The sequence below is a fragment of the Pseudomonas sp. MS15a(2019) genome (genome assembly GCF_013277805.1).
Taxonomy (GTDB): domain Bacteria; phylum Pseudomonadota; class Gammaproteobacteria; order Pseudomonadales; family Pseudomonadaceae; genus Chryseomonas; species Chryseomonas benzopyrenica.
Genome location: NZ_VBTN01000009.1, coordinates 193,400 through 209,863, shown reverse-complemented (window position 1 = coordinate 209,863; position 16,464 = coordinate 193,400). Strand labels below are relative to the sequence as shown.

Sequence of the window (16,464 nt, the reverse complement as noted above, 5' to 3'; positions counted from 1 at the left end):
GATTGTCCCGCTTCGCTGCATGCAGGAAAATGCAGCGATGAATCGGGCAAGGAAGAGTGCATGAGTCAGCTGCTGAAGGTCGTGATGGCGCAAGTGAACCTCAAGGTCGGCGACATCCACGGCAATGTGGAACGGATCATCACCGCGGCCCATGAGGCCCGGGACCGGTTGCAGGGCGATCTCATCGTCTTCCCGGAATTGTCGCTGTGCGGTTATCCGCCGGAGGACCTGCTGCTGCGTTCGAGCATGCAGCGCCGCATCGAGAAGGGCTTGCAGCGGATCCGCCAGGAGATCGCCGGCATCCATGTGCTGGTGGGCTTTCCCTGGCTGGAAGAGGGGCGGCGTTACAACGCCTGTGCGGTCTATCGCGATGGCGCCGAGCTGGCCTGCTATCGCAAGCAGCAACTGCCCAACTATCAGGTGTTCGACGAAAAACGCTACTTCGAGCCAGGCGACAGTGCCGCCGTGTTCGACTACCAGGGCGTGCCCATCGGCGTCACCATCTGCGAAGACATCTGGTTCGCCGAGCCCATGGCCAAGGCCCGTGCCGCCGGGGCGCGGCTGATGCTCAATCTGAACGCTTCCCCCTTCCATGGTGGCAAGCAGCCGGAACGTGAGGCCGTGGTAGGCCAGCGTGCCCGGGAGGGCGGCATGCCAGTGGTCTACGTCAACCAGGTGGGTGGCCAGGACGAACTGGTGTTCGACGGCCACTCCTTCGTGGTCGATGCCCTGGGGCAGGTCAGCCAGCGCGCGCCGGCCTTCGTCGAGGGCCTCTATCCGGTCAGCTTCGACCGGGACCTGACCCCGCAGCCGGCCGAACTCGCCCCCGTGGCTTCGTTGGAAGCCAGCATCTATGACGCCCTGGTGCTGGGGGTACGCGACTACGTGCGCAAGAACGGCTTCAAGGGCGTGGTCCTGGGCCTGTCCGGTGGCATCGATTCGGCGCTGGTCCTGGCAGTCGCGGCGGATGCCCTGGGCGCGGAACAGGTGGAGGCGGTGATGATGCCCTACCACTACACCGCGCAGATCAGCCTGGACGATGCCGAAGCCGAGGCGCGGAAGCTGGGGGTACGCTACAGCGTCTTGCCCATCGCGGCCATGGTCGAGGCCTTCCAGCAAACCCTGGCCGGCGAATTCGCCGGACTTGGGCGCGACACCACCGAGGAGAATCTACAGGCGCGCTGCCGTGGCACCCTGCTGATGGCCATTTCCAACAAGAAGGGCTATCTGGTGCTGACCACCGGCAACAAGAGCGAGATGGCGGTGGGTTACGCCACCCTCTATGGCGACATGGCCGGTGGCTTCGATGTACTCAAGGACGTGCCCAAGACCCTGGTGTTCCGCCTCTGCGCGTACCGCAATCGCCACGGTGAGGTGATTCCCCAGCGGGTGATCGACCGGCCGCCGTCGGCGGAGCTGTCGCCGGACCAGAAGGACGAGGACTCGCTGCCGCCCTATCCGGTGCTCGACGAGATCCTGCGACTGTACGTCGAGCAGGATCTCTCGGCCGCGGACATCGTCGCCGCCGGCTTTGACGAGGAAACGGTGCGCAAGGTATTGCGTCTGGTGGATCTCAACGAGTACAAGCGACGCCAGGCGGCGGTCGGTGCACGAGTGACCCAGCGCGGTTTCGGTCGCGACCGGCGCTACCCGATCACCTCGGGCTGGCGGATCGGCGACTAATCCGCCGGTTCTGACGCAATAAAAAAGGGGAAGCCAGTGGCTTCCCCTTTGCACATCTGCTGCCGGATCAGTCGAACAGACCAAAGGTCAGGCGGCTGAACCAGGAGCGCTTGGCCGGAGCCGGGGTCGCGCCGCCGGCCTTCTCGGCTTCGGCCGGGTCGACGATGCGCAACTCGGGCGCCAGGTTGTCACGCTCTTCCTGGTACTTGCGCTGGATGTCCTGGCTGGCGCGGGTCTCGCCGGGCGGCAGCGGATCGCTCGGGCGATCGATCAGGCCCAGGGTCGCGCGGGTCAGCCAGGAACGCTGCTGATCCTTGTCGTCCGGCTCGCGCAGCTGGAATTCGCCATCCTTGAGGCTGACGTTGTCCGGGTAGTTGAGCTTGAGGGTTTCCAGGCTGGTGGCCGCCAGGTCGTTCAGACCCAGGTGCTTGTAGGCCTCGGTCATGATCGCCAGGCCGTCACCCACGGACGGGGTGCCCTGGAAGTTCTCGACCACGTAGCGACCGCGGTTGGCGGCTGCCACATAGGCCTTGCGGGTCAGGTAGTAGTGGCCGACGTGGACGTCGTAGGCCGCCAGCAGGTTGCGCAGGTAGACCATGCGCGCCTTGGCGTCCGGGGCGTAGCGGCTGTTGGGGAAGCGGCTGGTGAACTGGGCGAAGTCGTTGAAGGAATCGCGCGCCGCGCCCGGGTCACGCTTGGTCATGTCCAGCGGCAGGAAGCGCGCCAGCAGGCCGCGGTCCTGTTCGAAGGAGGACACGCCCTTCATGTAGTAGGCGTAGTCGACATTGGGGTGCTGTGGATGCAGGCGGATGAAGCGATCCGCCGCCGTGCGCGCCGCCTCGGGCTCGCCATTCTTGTAGTTGGCGTAGATCAGCTCCAGCTGGGCCTGTTCGGCATAGCGGCCGAAAGGATACCGCGACTCCAGGGCCTTCAGCTTGCTGATGGCGTCCGTGTAGCTGCTGTTGGAGATATCGCGCTGAGCCTGGGTATAGAGCTCGCCTTCCGGCAGATTTTCCGGAACCTCGGGCGCTTTCGAGGAGCAGGCGGCGGTGAGGACTAGGCTGGTGACCAGCAGCAGGTGCTTCAATTGCATGGCGGCTTGGATTCCCCGAAACGGTCGGCGGTGCAGGGATGAGCGCGGAGAGCGCTCACCTAGCCTGTGACGGGGCCGGAACCGTCCTGTTATGATGATCGACCCGGAATGCCGGGGCAAAAAAGTCGCCGTATTTAACCACAGGGTCGGGCCGATTCCAAAAGCCCCGCCATTGCCCGCGCAGATCCATGTCCGAATCCATCGTTCTCAATGCCGAAGTCCCCTACGAACTCGGTGGCCAGCGCCTCGATCAAGTCGCTGCCCAGCTGTTCGCCGAACATTCCCGCTCGCGTCTTGCCGCCTGGATCAAGGACGGTAGCCTGACCGTCGACGGCGCCGTGCTGCGTCCGCGTGACTCCGTCCATGGCGGCGCCCAGCTGGCGCTGCGCGCCGAGCGCGAGGCCCAGGGCGAGTGGGTGGCCCAGGACATCGAGCTGGACATCGTCTACGAAGACGATCACCTGCTGGTGCTCGACAAGCCGGCCGGGCTGGTGGTGCATCCGGCCGCCGGCCATGCCGACGGCACCCTGCTCAATGCCTTGCTGCACCATGTACCGGGACTGGAAAGCGTGCCGCGCGCCGGCATCGTCCATCGCCTGGACAAGGACACCACCGGGCTCATGGTGGTGGCCAAGACGCTGGAGGCCCATACCCACCTGGTCGCCCAGTTGCAGGCACGCTCGGTGAGCCGCATCTACGAAGCCGTCGTTGCCGGGGTGATCGTTGCCGGCGGCACGGTCAATGCGCCCATCGGGCGTCATTCCCAGCGTCGTCAGCAGATGGCGGTGATCGCCGGCGGCAAGCCAGCCGTCAGTCACTATCGGGTGCTGGAGCGCTTCCGCGCCTATACCCATACCCGGGTCAAGCTGGAGACCGGCCGTACCCACCAGATCCGCGTGCACATGACCCACGTCGGCTTCCCGCTGGTCGGCGATCCGGTCTATGGCGGTCGCTTCAAGATTCCGCCAGCGACCAATCCGACCCTGATCAAGACCCTGCGCGAATTTCCGCGCCAGGCGCTGCACGCGCGCTTCCTCGAACTGGATCACCCAGTGACCGGTGAACGGCTGCGCTGGGAGTCGCCGCTGCCGGAAGACCTGGTCTGGCTGCTGGATCTGTTGCGCCAGGACCGGGAGTCCTTCGAGTGACAGGCGCCGACTGGCTGCGGCCGGACTGGCCGGCGCCGGTCGGCGTCCAGGCCTGCGTCACCACCCGCATGGGCGGTGTCAGCCAGACGCCCTTTGACAGCTTCAATCTGGGCACCCATGTCGGGGATGACCCGGCGGCGGTCGCCGAGAACCGTCGACGGCTGGGCGAGGCCCTGGGGTGCCAGCCGGCCTGGCTCGAACAGGTTCATGGCACCGCGGTGGTCGAAGCCGACCCGACCCAGGTGCTGCGTGCCGATGCGGCCTGGAGTGCTACGCCTGGTATCGCCGTGACCATGATGACCGCCGACTGCCTGCCGGCGCTGTTCTGCCGGCGGGACGGTTCCCGCGTCGCGGCGGCCCACGCCGGCTGGCGCGGTCTGGCCGGTGGGGTGCTGGAAGCGGCTGCCGCCAGTCTGGCCGTGCCGCCCGCCGAGGTGCTGGTCTGGCTGGGGCCGGCCATTGGCCCAGCCAGCTTCGAGGTGGGTGTCGAGGTGCGTGAGGCTTTCCTCGCCCAGCACGGTGACGCCGGGCAGTGCTTCGTGGCCAAGGGCGGGGACAAGTACCTGGGCGATCTCTATGCTCTGGCCCGTCTGCGTCTCGCCGCCCAGGGCATCACGGCGGTCTATGGGGGTGGCTTCGATACCTTTGTCGATCATCAGCGCTTTTTCTCCTACCGGCGCGCCTCTCGCACCGGTCGCTTCGCCAGCCTGATCTGGATCAAGCCCTAGGCATTTTTTTGGGATGTCAAGCCTTCCTGGCTTGAATCGTTACGCATCGCCCCTATCTAAAGGTCATTCCCGCGGGTAATCGAAAGCGCCTTCTGCTGCGCCATCCCGCGTTTCAGATAAGGACCTTGCCCATGCGTATAGACCGTTTCACCAGCAAATTGCAGCTCGCCCTGGCGGATGCCCAGTCCCTGGCCGTCGGCCATGACCACCCGGCCATCGAGCCGCTGCACCTGTTCTCCGCGCTGCTCGACCAGCAGGGCGGCTCCATTTCTCCGCTGTTGCGCCAGGTCGGCTTCGACCTTGCCAGCCTGCGCAAGACTCTCGGCGAAGAGCTGGACAAGCTACCCAAGATCCAGAATCCCACCGGCGACGTGAACCTGTCCCAGGACCTGGCGCGCCTGCTCAACCAGGCCGATCGCCTGGCCCAGCAGAAGGGCGACCAGTTCATCTCCAGCGAGCTGGTGCTGCTCGCCGCCATGGACGAGAACACCCGCCTCGGCAAGTTGCTGCTGGGGCAGGGCGTCTCGCGCAAGGCGCTGGAGAACGCCATCAACAACCTGCGCGGCGGCGAAGCGGTCAATGATCCCAATGCCGAAGACAGCCGCAAGGCGCTGGACAAGTTCACCGTCGATCTCACCAAGCGCGCCGAAGACGGCAAGCTCGACCCGGTGATCGGCCGGGACGACGAGATCCGCCGCACCATCCAGGTCCTGCAACGGCGGACCAAGAACAACCCGGTGCTGATCGGCGAACCCGGCGTCGGCAAGACTGCCATCGCCGAAGGCTTGGCCCAGCGCATCATCAACGGCGAGGTGCCCGACGGCCTCAAGGACAAGCGCCTACTGGCCCTGGACATGGGCGCCCTGATCGCCGGCGCCAAGTTCCGTGGTGAATTCGAGGAGCGCCTGAAAGGCGTACTCAACGAACTGAGCAAACAAGAAGGGCGCATCATCCTGTTCATCGATGAGCTGCACACCATGGTCGGCGCCGGCAAGGCCGAAGGCGCCATGGATGCCGGCAACATGCTCAAGCCGGCCCTGGCCCGCGGCGAGCTGCATTGCGTGGGCGCCACCACCCTCGACGAGTACCGCCAGTTCATCGAAAAGGACGCGGCCCTAGAGCGGCGCTTCCAGAAAGTGCTGGTGGACGAGCCGAGCGAAGAGGACACCATCGCCATCCTGCGTGGCCTCAAGGAGCGCTACGAGGTGCACCACAAGGTAGCCATCACCGACGGCGCCATCATCGCCGCGGCCAAGCTGTCCCATCGCTACATCACCGACCGCCAGCTGCCGGACAAGGCCATCGACCTGATCGACGAGGCGGCCAGCCGCATCCGCATGGAGATCGACTCCAAGCCCGAGGCTCTGGATCGCCTGGATCGCCGGCTGATCCAGCTCAAGGTAGAACGCCAGGCGCTGAAGAAGGAAGAAGACGAGGCGGCGCGCAAGCGGCTGGAAAAGCTCGACGAGGACATCACCCGCCTCGAACAGGAGTACGCCGATCTGGAGGAAATCTGGAAGGCCGAGAAGGCCGAGGTCCAGGATTCCGCCCAGTTGCAGCAGCGCATCGAACAGGCCCGCACCGAGCTGGAGGCCGCTCGCCGCAAGGGTGACCTCAATCGCATGGCCGAGCTGCAGTACGGCACCATTCCCGATCTGGAGCGCAGTCTGCAGATGGTGGACCAGCACGAGAAGCCGGCCAACCAGCTCTTGCGCAACAAGGTCACCGAAGACGAGATCGCCGAGGTGGTTTCCAAGTGGACCGGCATTCCGGTGAGCAAGATGCTCGAAGGCGAGCGCGACAAGCTCTTGCGCATGGAAGAGGCCCTGCACAACCGGGTGATCGGTCAGGACGAGGCGGTCACCGCCGTGGCCAATGCCGTGCGCCGCTCGCGGGCCGGGTTGTCGGATCCCAACAAGCCCAGCGGGTCCTTCCTCTTCCTCGGCCCGACCGGGGTTGGCAAGACCGAGCTGTGCAAGTCGCTGGCGGAATTCCTCTTCGACACCGAGGACGCCATGGTGCGTATCGACATGTCCGAATTCATGGAGAAGCACTCCGTGGCTCGTCTGATCGGTGCGCCGCCCGGCTACGTCGGCTACGAGGAGGGCGGCTATCTGACCGAGGCCGTGCGGCGCAAGCCTTACTCGGTGGTCCTGCTGGACGAGGTGGAAAAGGCCCATCCGGATGTCTTCAACATCCTCCTGCAGGTGCTCGACGATGGGCGCCTGACCGATAGCCAGGGCCGTACCGTGGACTTCCGCAATGCGGTGATCGTCATGACCTCGAACCTGGGCTCGGCACAGATCCAGGAGCTGGTGGGCGATCCCGATGCCCAACGCGCCGCGGTGATGGATGCGGTGGCCGGTCATTTCCGCCCCGAGTTCATCAACCGGATCGACGAGGTGGTGGTGTTCGAGCCCCTGGGTCGCAAACAGATCGCGGGTATCGCCGAGATCCAGCTGCAGCACCTGCGGCAGCGCCTGGCCGAGCGCGATTTGCAACTCGAGCTGACGCCGGAGGCCTTGGACAAGCTGGTCGCCGTGGGCTACGACCCGGTCTATGGTGCGCGTCCGCTCAAGCGGGCCATCCAACGCTGGATCGAGAACTCCCTGGCGCAGCGCATCCTGTCGGGTGCCTTCGCGCCAAACACGCGGATCCACGGCAGCGTAGAGGGCGACGAGATCGTCTTCGCCTAGGAAAAGACCGGGTGACCTCAGGGTTGCCCGGCTTTCCGCATAAATTTGTGAAAAAACAGCAGGCTAGGTGTTGACGTCTGTTTCTACTTCCGTAAAATGGCGCACCTCACTTACGGCAAAGCTCGAAAGGCACTGACGTAAGAGGGGTTGGAAGATCGAAATTCCGCGATAGCTCAGTTGGTAGAGCAAATGACTGTTAATCATTGGGTCCCTGGTTCGAGTCCAGGTCGCGGAGCCACTTCCATTCTCGGGGTATAGCGCAGCCCGGTAGCGCGCCTGCTTTGGGAGCAGGATGTCGGGAGTTCGAATCCCCCTACCCCGACCATATTTGGGTCGTTAGCTCAGTTGGTAGAGCAGTTGGCTTTTAACCAATTGGTCGCAGGTTCGAATCCTGCACGACCCACCATTTTTACCAGGAACCCTCCGCAAGGAGGGTTTTTGCGTTTTGGCGCATTACTTTTTTCCTTCGAGATCCAATTTGTGCTGGCAAGGGGCTGATCCCGCCAGTACGCCAGACAAGGCGCGCGCTCGACATCCTTCTGCTTCCACAGGGGGGCCGTGAAAAAGTCGCGCCTAGGTTGGTCTGCCTCGCTTCCATCACGTCGCGCTCTATTCCGCTCATCTCTGGCAAACGCCGTCATCCAGGCTGCGTCCCGCGCCTATCAAGGCGATAGCCGGTCATAGCGACCGTCTGAGGCCTTACTACTATCAGGTGAAGTAACGGGTTTTCAGGCGGCGGGAATGCAGTCGAAACGCCTCTCGGGCTTCACGCTTATCGAGGTCTTGATCGTCGTGGCGCTGCTGGGCATCGTCACGGCACTGGCGGCGCCGGGCTTCGCCGGTTTGGTCCAGAGCAACCGCGTCCAGGCGGCAGCGGGAGAATTACAGCGCGCGCTCTATTACGCGCGCAGTGAAGCCATGAGTCGCGGTGTAAATGTCGTCGTCATCACCGATCCGGAGGATGCCAACGGCTGGATGGGCGCGCTGAGGATCACCACGGCCAAGACGGTGGTGCTGCCCACTGCCGAAGTGTTGCGGCAGTACAGCGGGGGACTGGGTAACGGTGTCAACGGAACCGGATCCATGGGCGGTACCCCCCTCACCAGTCTGACCTTCCAACCCAATGGCAGCCTGAAACTCAGCGGTGAAGCCACCATTCGCGTCTGCGCTACCAATGCGCTCACCCAGGGCAAGCAATTCACCCTCAGTCAGGGCGGGGTGCTGACTGTGAGCGACTATGTGCCTAACCGTGCCAGCGCCGTGGGGTGCAGCTAGATGAAGCGCTGGCAAGGGGGGTTCAGCATGATCGAGGTGCTGGTCAGTCTGGTGATCATCTGCATCGGCGTGCTGGGCATGGTGGCCCTGCAGACCCGCAGCGTGGCGCTGTCCCAGGATTCGGTGCAGCGCAGCAATGCCATGGTATTGGCCAACGACCTGCTCGAACTGATGCGCAGCAATCGCGATCAGGTGGTGGCCAGTGACAAGGTCAAGATCGACGGGGCCTATATCAAGCAACCGGGGACCAATTTTCGTATCAGGGCGCTCGATGCCGGCAAGACCTGCCTGACCCGGGATCGCTCTGCGGGAGGTGACACGGTAGCGGGACAGGATCTGGGGTGCTGGTTGAATCAGGTGAAGGCCTTGCTGCCGGTGACGGATGCCTTGATCGCCAGCAGTTTCGCGGTCTGTCCGGCATCCGGTGTACCACCGTTGCCCGCCAGCGATACCACCGGCAACACCACGCCACTCAAGGCCTGCGAGACCACGGCGGTGGCACCGGTAATGGTTGTGGTGGCCTGGCAGGACGTCAGCAACGATTCGCTGAATTGTCCCAAGGGCGTCTGCTACTACGCCTTGCGCTCGGAGCTGTAGGCCATGCTCATCATGTCGCGTGGACAGAAGGGTTTTTCACTCATCGAGATGATGATCGCCCTGACCGTGGGTACCTTCCTGGTGCTGGGCGTGTCGCAGATCTATATCAACAACAAGCGCAGTTTTCTCTTCCAGCAAGGCCAGACCGGCAATCGCAACAATGCCCAGTTGACCTTGCAGGTGCTTGATCGGCAACTGGCGAGAACCGGGTTCCGCGCCAACATTCGCAATCAGAGCACCTTGTCGTCGGCGTTTCCCGCCATCAATGCCGTAGCGGACAACGATGGTGTCAGCTGTCCCGCCTTTGACGCGGGCGTCACCTTCGCTGCCACTACGGACAATGTCGACGCGCCTACCGGCGTCTGCATCCGCTATCAAGGTGCGCTGGACAACAAGGACCTGGATTGCCTGGGCAACGTCATTCCCCGGGTCAATCTCAATGTCGGCGGCAATGTCCTGCTCAAGCTGCGTTATACCGCCGGCGCGACACCTGGTGCCGGTACCTTGAGCTGCACCGTTTGGAGCGAGCAGTCCGGGGCTCTGACACGCAAGGGCAGCGCGGTGCTGGTGCAGGGGCTGCAAGATTTTCGCTGGTCTATCCCGTTGAAATCCGATGTGCAAAAGGGCAGCAGCGCGGCGGTGCGCTATGCGGCGCTGCTCAGCACCACCAAGGCACTCACGAGCGATGTCGCCAGTAACGCTGCCGCTAATTGGAAGACGCTGACGGGTCGGCAGATCGATGACGCGAGTCGGCCAATGCAGATGCTGCAGAGCACCGTCATGCTGAGGAATCTCGCGCTATGAAAGCCTACCGCCGTCCTGGGCAGCGGGGTGCGACCTTGTTGATCGCCCTGGTGATGTTGCTGCTGCTTTCGCTATTGGCCGCCTCGAGCATGCGTCAGACCTTGCTGCAGGCCCGCAGTGGTGGCGCGGCGCTGGAAAACACCCAGGCCTTCAATGCGGCGGAGGCGGCGCTACGGGAGGGGGAGCGCCGCTTGGTCGCTCTCAGCCAACAGCCTTCCTTCACCGCCTTCAGCGCCGGTTTTGCCAGCTGCACGGAAAGCGTGCCAGCCGTGCGGAGCGCGTTCGCCAAGGCACAGACCGGTGATCTTTGCATCCTGACCAAGGCCAGTGATCTCAGCACCAGTAGCCTGACCCAGACCTGGGCGGCCACCGCCTTGCAGGCGACTGGAAGTGCGCCCACCACCCGTACGGTCGCCTACCGCGGCTCCGATGGCAGCGCTTCTTTCAGCCAGACGCCGCGCTGGGTGGTGACCGCCATGGGGAGTAGCTCGGTCGATGTGTCTGCACCGGCCACCAACCTGTTCCGCATCACCGCCGTCGCCCAGGATCGAGGCCGGCGCTTCCCGGTGATCCTGCAGAGCGTCGTCGCCCTGGAGGTGCCATGAGTCGAGCCGTATCAGGCCTTGGGGCGCTGACCCTGCTCCTGACCTTCGCTGCGCCAGCCGCTCAAGCCGCGGCGCTGAATCTCAGCCAGCAGCCGCTGTTCCTGACCAACAGCATCGGTCCCAATCTGTTCGTCACCCTGGACAACTCCACCAGCATGCAGATGGCGGTGGTGCCGGATGCGTCCAATACCGAGGTCATCAGGCCAACCCGCCGTGCCAAGTCGGCGGCCTTCAACAGTCTCTACTACAATCCGGCGATCACCTATCCGGCACCCTATGCGGTCAGCTACAGCACTGCCGGGGGCCTGACTCGCACGCGGCTGACCACCAGCTTTACCAGTGCCTACGTCAATGGCTATCGATCCAGTCTGGGCAGCGTCAATCTGGCCAGCGACTACCGGGTGAGCTGGAGCTACAACCCCAACTTGGTGACCACTGATCCCAATGTGGCACGCGGCAATACCTACGGGAACCCGGGATTGCAGAACAACAGTCCAAGTATGCTGGCAGAGAATCCGTCGCAGGATTTCCAAAGCGCGGGTACCTACCAGGGAACCAGTCGGAGTTATGGGCGGCTGACCCTGCTGGACATACTCCTGGGCGCCGGTTTCACCGAAATCATCAATGGCGCACAGGTTTCCATCAGCGATTCGTCCTTGCTTGGTTGGTTACTGTTTGGGCAGTCGCTGACGGGCGGATGCGCGGCAAGCATCGCCAATACGTCGACTGTTACCTATAGCAACGTCACCTGCACGCGCAATGTGGACTATGGGCTATTCGGAGTGATTTCCTCGGTCAACTACACCGTTACGGCCAACACCAACGTCTCGGCCGCCATCACCGGTGTACAGGCCTATTACTATCTTTACGACACGACGCTTAGTACCTGTCTTCCCGCCACCCTGCAGACCGAAGGCTGCTACCGGCGGGTGCTGGTAGGCGCCTCTTCGGGTCCCAACAACACGGACGAGCGGCAGAACTTCGCCAACTGGTATTCCTTCTATCGTAGCCGAGCGCTGGCTGCGCAGACGTCGACCAATCTGGCGCTGGCGGACGCCTCGGAGAATATCCGGCTTGGCTGGCAGGCATTGGGCACCAGTGACAGCTGCATTCTGGTAACCGCCAATGCCAACTGCCGCGGCATTAGCAACTCCAGTTCCACGACCTATGACAACCGGCTGAGGCCCTTCGCCGGGGCGCACCGGGCCGCCTTTTTCACCTGGCTGGGCGACGTCTACTACAACCAGAGTACGCCCTTGCTGCAGGCGGTCGCCCGTGTCGGCGAGTTGCTCAAGACCACAGGCAGTGAAAGTCCCTATGCCTTCCAGCCTGGCAGCAGCGAAGCGCCGGTCTATGGCTGCCGGGCCAGCTACAGCCTGGTGGTGACCGACGGTATCTGGAATGCGGCTTTCGCTTCGAGCAACGTGGATGGTAGCGCTGCTACCTTGCCGGATGGCCAGCAGTATTCCCCACAGGCGCCGTTTCAGGACACCACGGCCAATACCCTGGCGGATCTTGCCTTTCTCTATTGGCGTACCGATGCCCAGCCCAATCTCGATAACAAGGTGCCTCCCTATAACACCACCACCAGTGACGAGAAGCAGGGCAGTCGGACCCTTTCGCCCTATTGGAATCCGCGCAATGACCCCGCCACCTGGCAGCACCTGACCGGCTTCTATGTCGGTATCGGACTGAGCAGCGCCCTGGTCAATCCGGCCTGGGGCGGGGATACCTTTTCCGGAGGCTATTCCGGGTTGGCGGCCGGTACCACGCTCTGGCCAGTGGCCGGCGCGGACAATTCGGTCAATCAGAACAACGTCTATGATCTCTGGCACGCGGCGATCAATTCCCGGGGTGAGTTCTTCAGTGCCGAAAACGCTAGCGATCTCATCAGCTCCCTCGGCAAGGTGATCACCCGGATCAATCAATCCACCAGTGTCGGCGCCAGCCAGACTCTATCCCCAACCCAGGTGGGAGATACCACCTCGCTCTATACCTATGAGCCCTCCTTTTCCAGTACCGACTGGAGCGGGGATGTCATCAAGTATCAACGCACCGCCACGACCAAGACCCGCATCTGGAGTGCGGCTCAGCAGCTCGATAGCCGGTTTGTCGCGGGCAATACCGCTTTTGCCGCTCGAAAGATCTATATGGCCAAGGGCGGCACGCTGACTGATTTTGCCTGGGCCAATCTGAACGTTGATCAACAGATCAGCCTCAATCGAACATCGGGCGGCGCTACCGATACCTACGGCAGTCGCCGTGTGGACTATCTGCGTGGAGATCGCAGTCTGGAAGCGCCGAATGCGACGCCCTCGTTCCGACCGCGTAACCATGTTCTGGGGGATATCGTGAATTCCTCGCCGGCGGTGGTAGACATGCCCAGCAGTCCCATCGCCTTGATGAATGCCATGGTCGGTGACAATTCCTATGCCACCTTTCGCACCGCCAACCTCGCTCGTGAGCGCCGTATCTACGTCGGCGCCAACGACGGCATGCTGCATGCCTTCAACGATCAAGGGCAGGAGGTCTATGCCTTCGTTCCCAGTGCGGTCATTGGTAATCTCACCCGGCTTACCGAGCGCAGTTATACCGGCGGCGGACATCATTCCTATGTCGATAACACGCCGGTGATAGGTGAGGCCTACCTTGGTGGTGCCTGGCGTACGGTTTTGATCGGGACGTTGAGGGGGGGAGGGCAGAGCATCTTCGCCCTGGACATCACCAATCCCAATGTCCCGGTACTGCTGTGGGAAAAGTCCGCAGCCGATCCCGATTACAAAGACCTGGGCTTCACCTATGGCCAGCCGGTCATTACGCGCTTGCACACGGGCAGTTGGGGCGTGGTGGTGAGCAACGGCTACAACAGCGCTCAGGACAATGCCGTGCTGTACGTGATGAACCTCGCTGACGGTAGCCTGGTGAAGGCGTTGCCTGCTAGCGACAATCTCGCCACGCCTAACGGGCTGGGTTCACCCTTCGTGGCTGACGTCGATGGCGATTTGATCGCCGATTACGCCTATGCCGGTGATCTGCGCGGAAATCTTTGGCGCTTCGATCTGATAGGCACTTCCTTGACCGCGTCTGCGACCAGGGACAATTTTCGTGTGGCCTTTGGCGGTCGACCGCTGTACACCGCTCGGGCCAGCAGCCTGGCACCAGGCACTACCAACCTGGTCCAGCCGATCACCGCCAGTCCGTTGGCGGTTACCCACCCCAGTGGCACGGGGCACCTGGTGCTGTTCGGAACTGGCAAGTACCTCGAGGTCAACGATGCCATCGCCAATACCAGCAAGGCCATGACCCTCTACGGTATCTGGGATCGGCAGACCGATGGTTCGCCAGCGGGCAGTACGCCGCTACTGACTACGGCCAATCTCCAGCAGCAGACCCTGGGTACCGATCAACGCATCAGCTATACCAGCTCCGCCGGTTCCCGTGCCAGCAGCACCGCGAACACCGTTTCCACCACGGCGGTGAACTATGACCCTGTCACGGCTGCTAACGGCAAACAGGGCTGGTACCTCAATCTGCCGCTGAACGGCGAGTTGGTGATCAATAAGCCCCAGCTGTTCAGCGGCGCGCTGTTGATGAGCTCTTTGATACCCAGCACCGACGCCTGTACCGCTGGTGTGACCACCTACCTCTATGCCCTGGATCCCTATACCGGCGGCAGCAACAGGGGACTGTTCAACCTTGGACTGGATACGGTCTACGGGCGCTTCCAGATGGATGGTTTGCTGGGAGGGATCGTGCCCTTCGTCTATGGCGATGGCACCTTCAGCATGGAGGGCACCTTGGCCGATTCCGCGATCTATGGCAGCGATACGCCGCCCAGAGACGGAAAAGGCGGTAATTTAAGTTCTAGCCGCCGCCAGACCTGGCGTGTCATCACCAACCAGGACTATCCCGATCCTTAGGAATCGAGAAGTCATGAAAAAGCCCGGCACTAGGCCGGGCTTTTTCATGGAACGGTGCGTCTCAACGCGCGTAGGTCAGCAGCACGTCACCCGGGATCTGGAAGTCCACCGACATCATCACGCTCAGGGCGGTGATGGCGATGATGGAGAACCCAAACAGCTTGCGTGCCCACTGCACGTCGTTCTCGGCCTGATAGCCCATGAAGGCCAGGCGCAGCCACCAGGCACCGATCACGGCAGCCACTGCCAGGTAGACGTAGCCGGCGTAGCCGAGCACGGTCAGCAGCAGGGTGGCGGCCAGGAAGGCTACGGTGTACCAGACGATGTGACGCTTGGTCACCGAGATACCCTTGGCCACCGGCAGTACCGGAATCGAGGCCGCGGTGTAGTCCTTGAGACGGAAGATGGCGATAGCGTAGGAGTGTGGCATCTGCCAGAGGCAGAAGATCAGCAGCAGCACCGCGGCGCCGCTGTCGAACTGGCCGCTGGCGGCGCAGTAGCCGATCACCGGCGGAGCGGCACCGGACAGGCTGCCGACCAGGGTACCGTGGACCGAGGCGCGCTTGAGCCAGAGGCTGTAAAGCCCCACGTATACCACGAAACCCATCACCGCGAAGGCGGTGGCGACCAGATTGGTCGCCACGTACAGCAGCCCCACCCCGGCCAGGCCGAGGAGGGTGGCATAGGCCAGCGCTACCTTCGAGGAGATCGTGCCCTGAACCAGGGCACGATTGCGGGTTCTTTCCATCTTCTGATCGATGTCCATATCGATCACGTTGTTGAACACACAGCCGGAAGCAATGACCAACGACACCCCGATAGCCGTCGCCAGCAGCAACAGCGGGTCGATGCTCCCTTTGGAAGCCAGGAAGAACCCGCCGGCAACCGAGATCAGGTTGCCGAAGATGATGCCCGGCTTGGTCACGAGAAGGTACTTCTTGATCATCACGTCGGCCCGGTTCAGTGGATCATCATGTTGTGGTGCATGTGGTACATGATCCACAGGGATCCCACGACCAAGATACCGACGATGACCACGGTGAAACCAAAGGAGATCACGTTCCAACGCTGTTCTTCGGACGTGTTCAGGTGCAGGAAGAAGTACAGGTGCACCAGCAGCTGTACCACCGCCATGATCACCACGATCGCCAGGGTCGCGCCCTTGGAGAAGGTGGGGAACATCACCAGGCCGAAGGGAATGACCGTCAGGATGACCGACAGGATGAAGCCGACCATGTAGCTCTTGAAAGTGCCATGGCTCTCGGCGGTGTGCCCGTGGGCGTTATGGTCGTGCGCCATTACAGAACCCCCATCAGATAGACGATGGTGAAGACGAAGATCCAGATGATGTCCAGGAAGTGCCAAAACAGGCTCAGGCACGACAGGCGGGTCACGTTGGTGGTGGTCAGACCCTTGGAAGAGATCTGCAGCATCAACACGATCATCCAGATCAGACCCGAGCTCACGTGCAGACCGTGGGTGCCGACCAGCGCGAAGAACGACGACAGGAAGGCACTGCGATCCGGACCCCAGCCCTCATGGATCAGGTGGTTGAACTCATAGAGTTCCATGCCGATGAAGCCGGCACCGAACAGCCAGGTGACCGCCAGCCACCCCAGGACGCCGCCCTTGCTGCCCTTGTGCTGGGCAATCATGGCGAAACCGTAGGTGATACTGGAGAACAGCAGCAGGAAGGTCTCGACCAGCACGAACGGCAGTTGCACGATGTCGTGATGGGTCGGGCCGCCCGCATAGGCGTTGCTCAGCACTGCATAGGTCGCGAACAGGGTTCCGAACAGGATGCAGTCGGTCATCAGGTAGGACCAGAAACCGAAAGTGGTCAAGGATCCCGCGTCGTGGTGCCCATGCTCCTCGGCATGGGCGACTTCGTTATGCATAACTTGATTCGCCATTG

General features: G+C 62.6%; 13 protein-coding genes and 3 tRNA genes. 12 read left to right on the top strand and 4 right to left on the bottom strand.

The window, feature by feature from the left end; all coding sequences use genetic code 11:
• Positions 1-60 precede the first annotated feature (60 nt).
• On the top strand, positions 61-1,683 hold the full coding sequence (locus FEZ61_RS13705) for an NAD+ synthase (RefSeq protein ID WP_173149069.1): 1,623 nt from the start codon (positions 61-63) through the stop codon (positions 1,681-1,683).
• Between the two features lie 67 nt (positions 1,684-1,750).
• Here the strand turns inward: FEZ61_RS13705 and FEZ61_RS13700 are convergent, their stop codons facing one another.
• Complete coding sequence (locus FEZ61_RS13700) at positions 1,751-2,776, bottom strand: outer membrane protein assembly factor BamD (protein ID WP_007160812.1); 1,026 nt, start codon at positions 2,774-2,776, stop codon at positions 1,751-1,753.
• A 188-nt stretch (positions 2,777-2,964) separates the two neighbouring features.
• Here FEZ61_RS13700 and rluD point away from each other — a divergent pair, with 188 nt between their 5' ends.
• The 11 genes from rluD (at position 2,965) to FEZ61_RS13645 (ending at position 14,549) form a co-directional block, all read left to right on the top strand.
• A complete protein-coding gene (rluD, locus tag FEZ61_RS13695) occupies positions 2,965-3,924 on the top strand; it encodes a 23S rRNA pseudouridine(1911/1915/1917) synthase RluD (protein WP_017640836.1) in 960 nt (319 codons plus the stop codon).
• Positions 3,921-4,652 (top strand): peptidoglycan editing factor PgeF, encoded by a 732-nt coding sequence (gene pgeF, locus FEZ61_RS13690; RefSeq protein ID WP_173149067.1) that lies wholly within the window; start codon positions 3,921-3,923, stop codon positions 4,650-4,652. Before rluD ends, pgeF begins: the two co-directional genes overlap by 4 nt.
• A gap of 131 nt (positions 4,653-4,783) precedes the next feature.
• The gene (clpB, locus tag FEZ61_RS13685; protein WP_173149065.1) at positions 4,784-7,348 is read left to right on the top strand and encodes an ATP-dependent chaperone ClpB; all 2,565 of its coding nucleotides are present in this window, start codon (positions 4,784-4,786) and stop codon (positions 7,346-7,348) included.
• A gap of 162 nt (positions 7,349-7,510) precedes the next feature.
• A tRNA-Asn gene (locus tag FEZ61_RS13680) sits at positions 7,511-7,586 on the top strand.
• Between the two features lie 10 nt (positions 7,587-7,596).
• Positions 7,597-7,673, top strand: a tRNA-Pro gene (locus FEZ61_RS13675).
• Between the two features lie 5 nt (positions 7,674-7,678).
• Positions 7,679-7,754: transfer RNA gene (locus FEZ61_RS13670), tRNA-Lys, on the top strand.
• A gap of 335 nt (positions 7,755-8,089) precedes the next feature.
• The gene (locus tag FEZ61_RS13665) at positions 8,090-8,623 is read left to right on the top strand and encodes a GspH/FimT family pseudopilin (RefSeq protein WP_068383500.1); all 534 of its coding nucleotides are present in this window, start codon (positions 8,090-8,092) and stop codon (positions 8,621-8,623) included.
• Positions 8,624-9,220 (top strand): type IV pilus modification protein PilV, encoded by a 597-nt coding sequence (pilV, locus tag FEZ61_RS13660; RefSeq protein WP_068383499.1) that lies wholly within the window; start codon positions 8,624-8,626, stop codon positions 9,218-9,220.
• Positions 9,221-9,223: 3 nt separating this feature from the next.
• Positions 9,224-10,024 carry a prepilin-type N-terminal cleavage/methylation domain-containing protein gene (locus tag FEZ61_RS13655; protein WP_173149063.1) on the top strand — a complete coding sequence of 267 codons (801 nt, stop codon included), beginning with the start codon at positions 9,224-9,226 and terminating at the stop codon, positions 10,022-10,024.
• Positions 10,021-10,629 (top strand): PilX N-terminal domain-containing pilus assembly protein, encoded by a 609-nt coding sequence (locus FEZ61_RS13650; protein ID WP_017640830.1) that lies wholly within the window; start codon positions 10,021-10,023, stop codon positions 10,627-10,629. Before FEZ61_RS13655 ends, FEZ61_RS13650 begins: the two co-directional genes overlap by 4 nt.
• Before the next feature lie 155 nt (positions 10,630-10,784).
• The gene (locus FEZ61_RS13645; RefSeq protein ID WP_242455164.1) at positions 10,785-14,549 is read left to right on the top strand and encodes a PilC/PilY family type IV pilus protein; all 3,765 of its coding nucleotides are present in this window, start codon (positions 10,785-10,787) and stop codon (positions 14,547-14,549) included.
• Positions 14,550-14,610: 61 nt separating this feature from the next.
• Here the strand turns inward: FEZ61_RS13645 and cyoE are convergent, their stop codons facing one another.
• Genes cyoE through FEZ61_RS13630 form a run of 3 tightly spaced genes read right to left on the bottom strand, consistent with a single transcriptional unit; the run spans position 14,611 to position 16,462 of the window.
• Positions 14,611-15,498: a heme o synthase gene (gene cyoE, locus FEZ61_RS13640; protein ID WP_218189462.1), complete on the bottom strand. Its 888-nt coding sequence runs from the start codon at positions 15,496-15,498 to the stop codon at positions 14,611-14,613.
• An 11-nt stretch (positions 15,499-15,509) separates the two neighbouring features.
• Positions 15,510-15,848 (bottom strand): cytochrome o ubiquinol oxidase subunit IV, encoded by a 339-nt coding sequence (cyoD, locus tag FEZ61_RS13635; RefSeq protein WP_064307849.1) that lies wholly within the window; start codon positions 15,846-15,848, stop codon positions 15,510-15,512.
• Positions 15,848-16,462 (bottom strand): cytochrome o ubiquinol oxidase subunit III, encoded by a 615-nt coding sequence (locus FEZ61_RS13630; protein ID WP_064307850.1) that lies wholly within the window; start codon positions 16,460-16,462, stop codon positions 15,848-15,850. Before FEZ61_RS13630 ends, cyoD begins: the two co-directional genes overlap by 1 nt.
• Positions 16,463-16,464: the final 2 nt, after the last annotated feature.

Coding starts and splice junctions, on each gene's coding strand:
- FEZ61_RS13705 (WP_173149069.1), top strand. CDS start 61: ATGAGTCAGCTGCTGAAGGTCGTGATGGCGCAAGTGAACCTCAAGGTC.
- FEZ61_RS13700 (WP_007160812.1), bottom strand. CDS start 2,776: ATGCAATTGAAGCACCTGCTGCTGGTCACCAGCCTAGTCCTCACCGCC.
- rluD (WP_017640836.1), top strand. CDS start 2,965: ATGTCCGAATCCATCGTTCTCAATGCCGAAGTCCCCTACGAACTCGGT.
- clpB (WP_173149065.1), top strand. CDS start 4,784: ATGCGTATAGACCGTTTCACCAGCAAATTGCAGCTCGCCCTGGCGGAT.
- FEZ61_RS13665 (WP_068383500.1), top strand. CDS start 8,090: ATGCAGTCGAAACGCCTCTCGGGCTTCACGCTTATCGAGGTCTTGATC.
- pilV (WP_068383499.1), top strand. CDS start 8,624: ATGAAGCGCTGGCAAGGGGGGTTCAGCATGATCGAGGTGCTGGTCAGT.
- FEZ61_RS13655 (WP_173149063.1), top strand. CDS start 9,224: ATGCTCATCATGTCGCGTGGACAGAAGGGTTTTTCACTCATCGAGATG.
- FEZ61_RS13650 (WP_017640830.1), top strand. CDS start 10,021: ATGAAAGCCTACCGCCGTCCTGGGCAGCGGGGTGCGACCTTGTTGATC.
- FEZ61_RS13645 (WP_242455164.1), top strand. CDS start 10,785: ATGCAGATGGCGGTGGTGCCGGATGCGTCCAATACCGAGGTCATCAGG.
- cyoD (WP_064307849.1), bottom strand. CDS start 15,848: ATGGCGCACGACCATAACGCCCACGGGCACACCGCCGAGAGCCATGGC.
- FEZ61_RS13630 (WP_064307850.1), bottom strand. CDS start 16,462: ATGGCGAATCAAGTTATGCATAACGAAGTCGCCCATGCCGAGGAGCAT.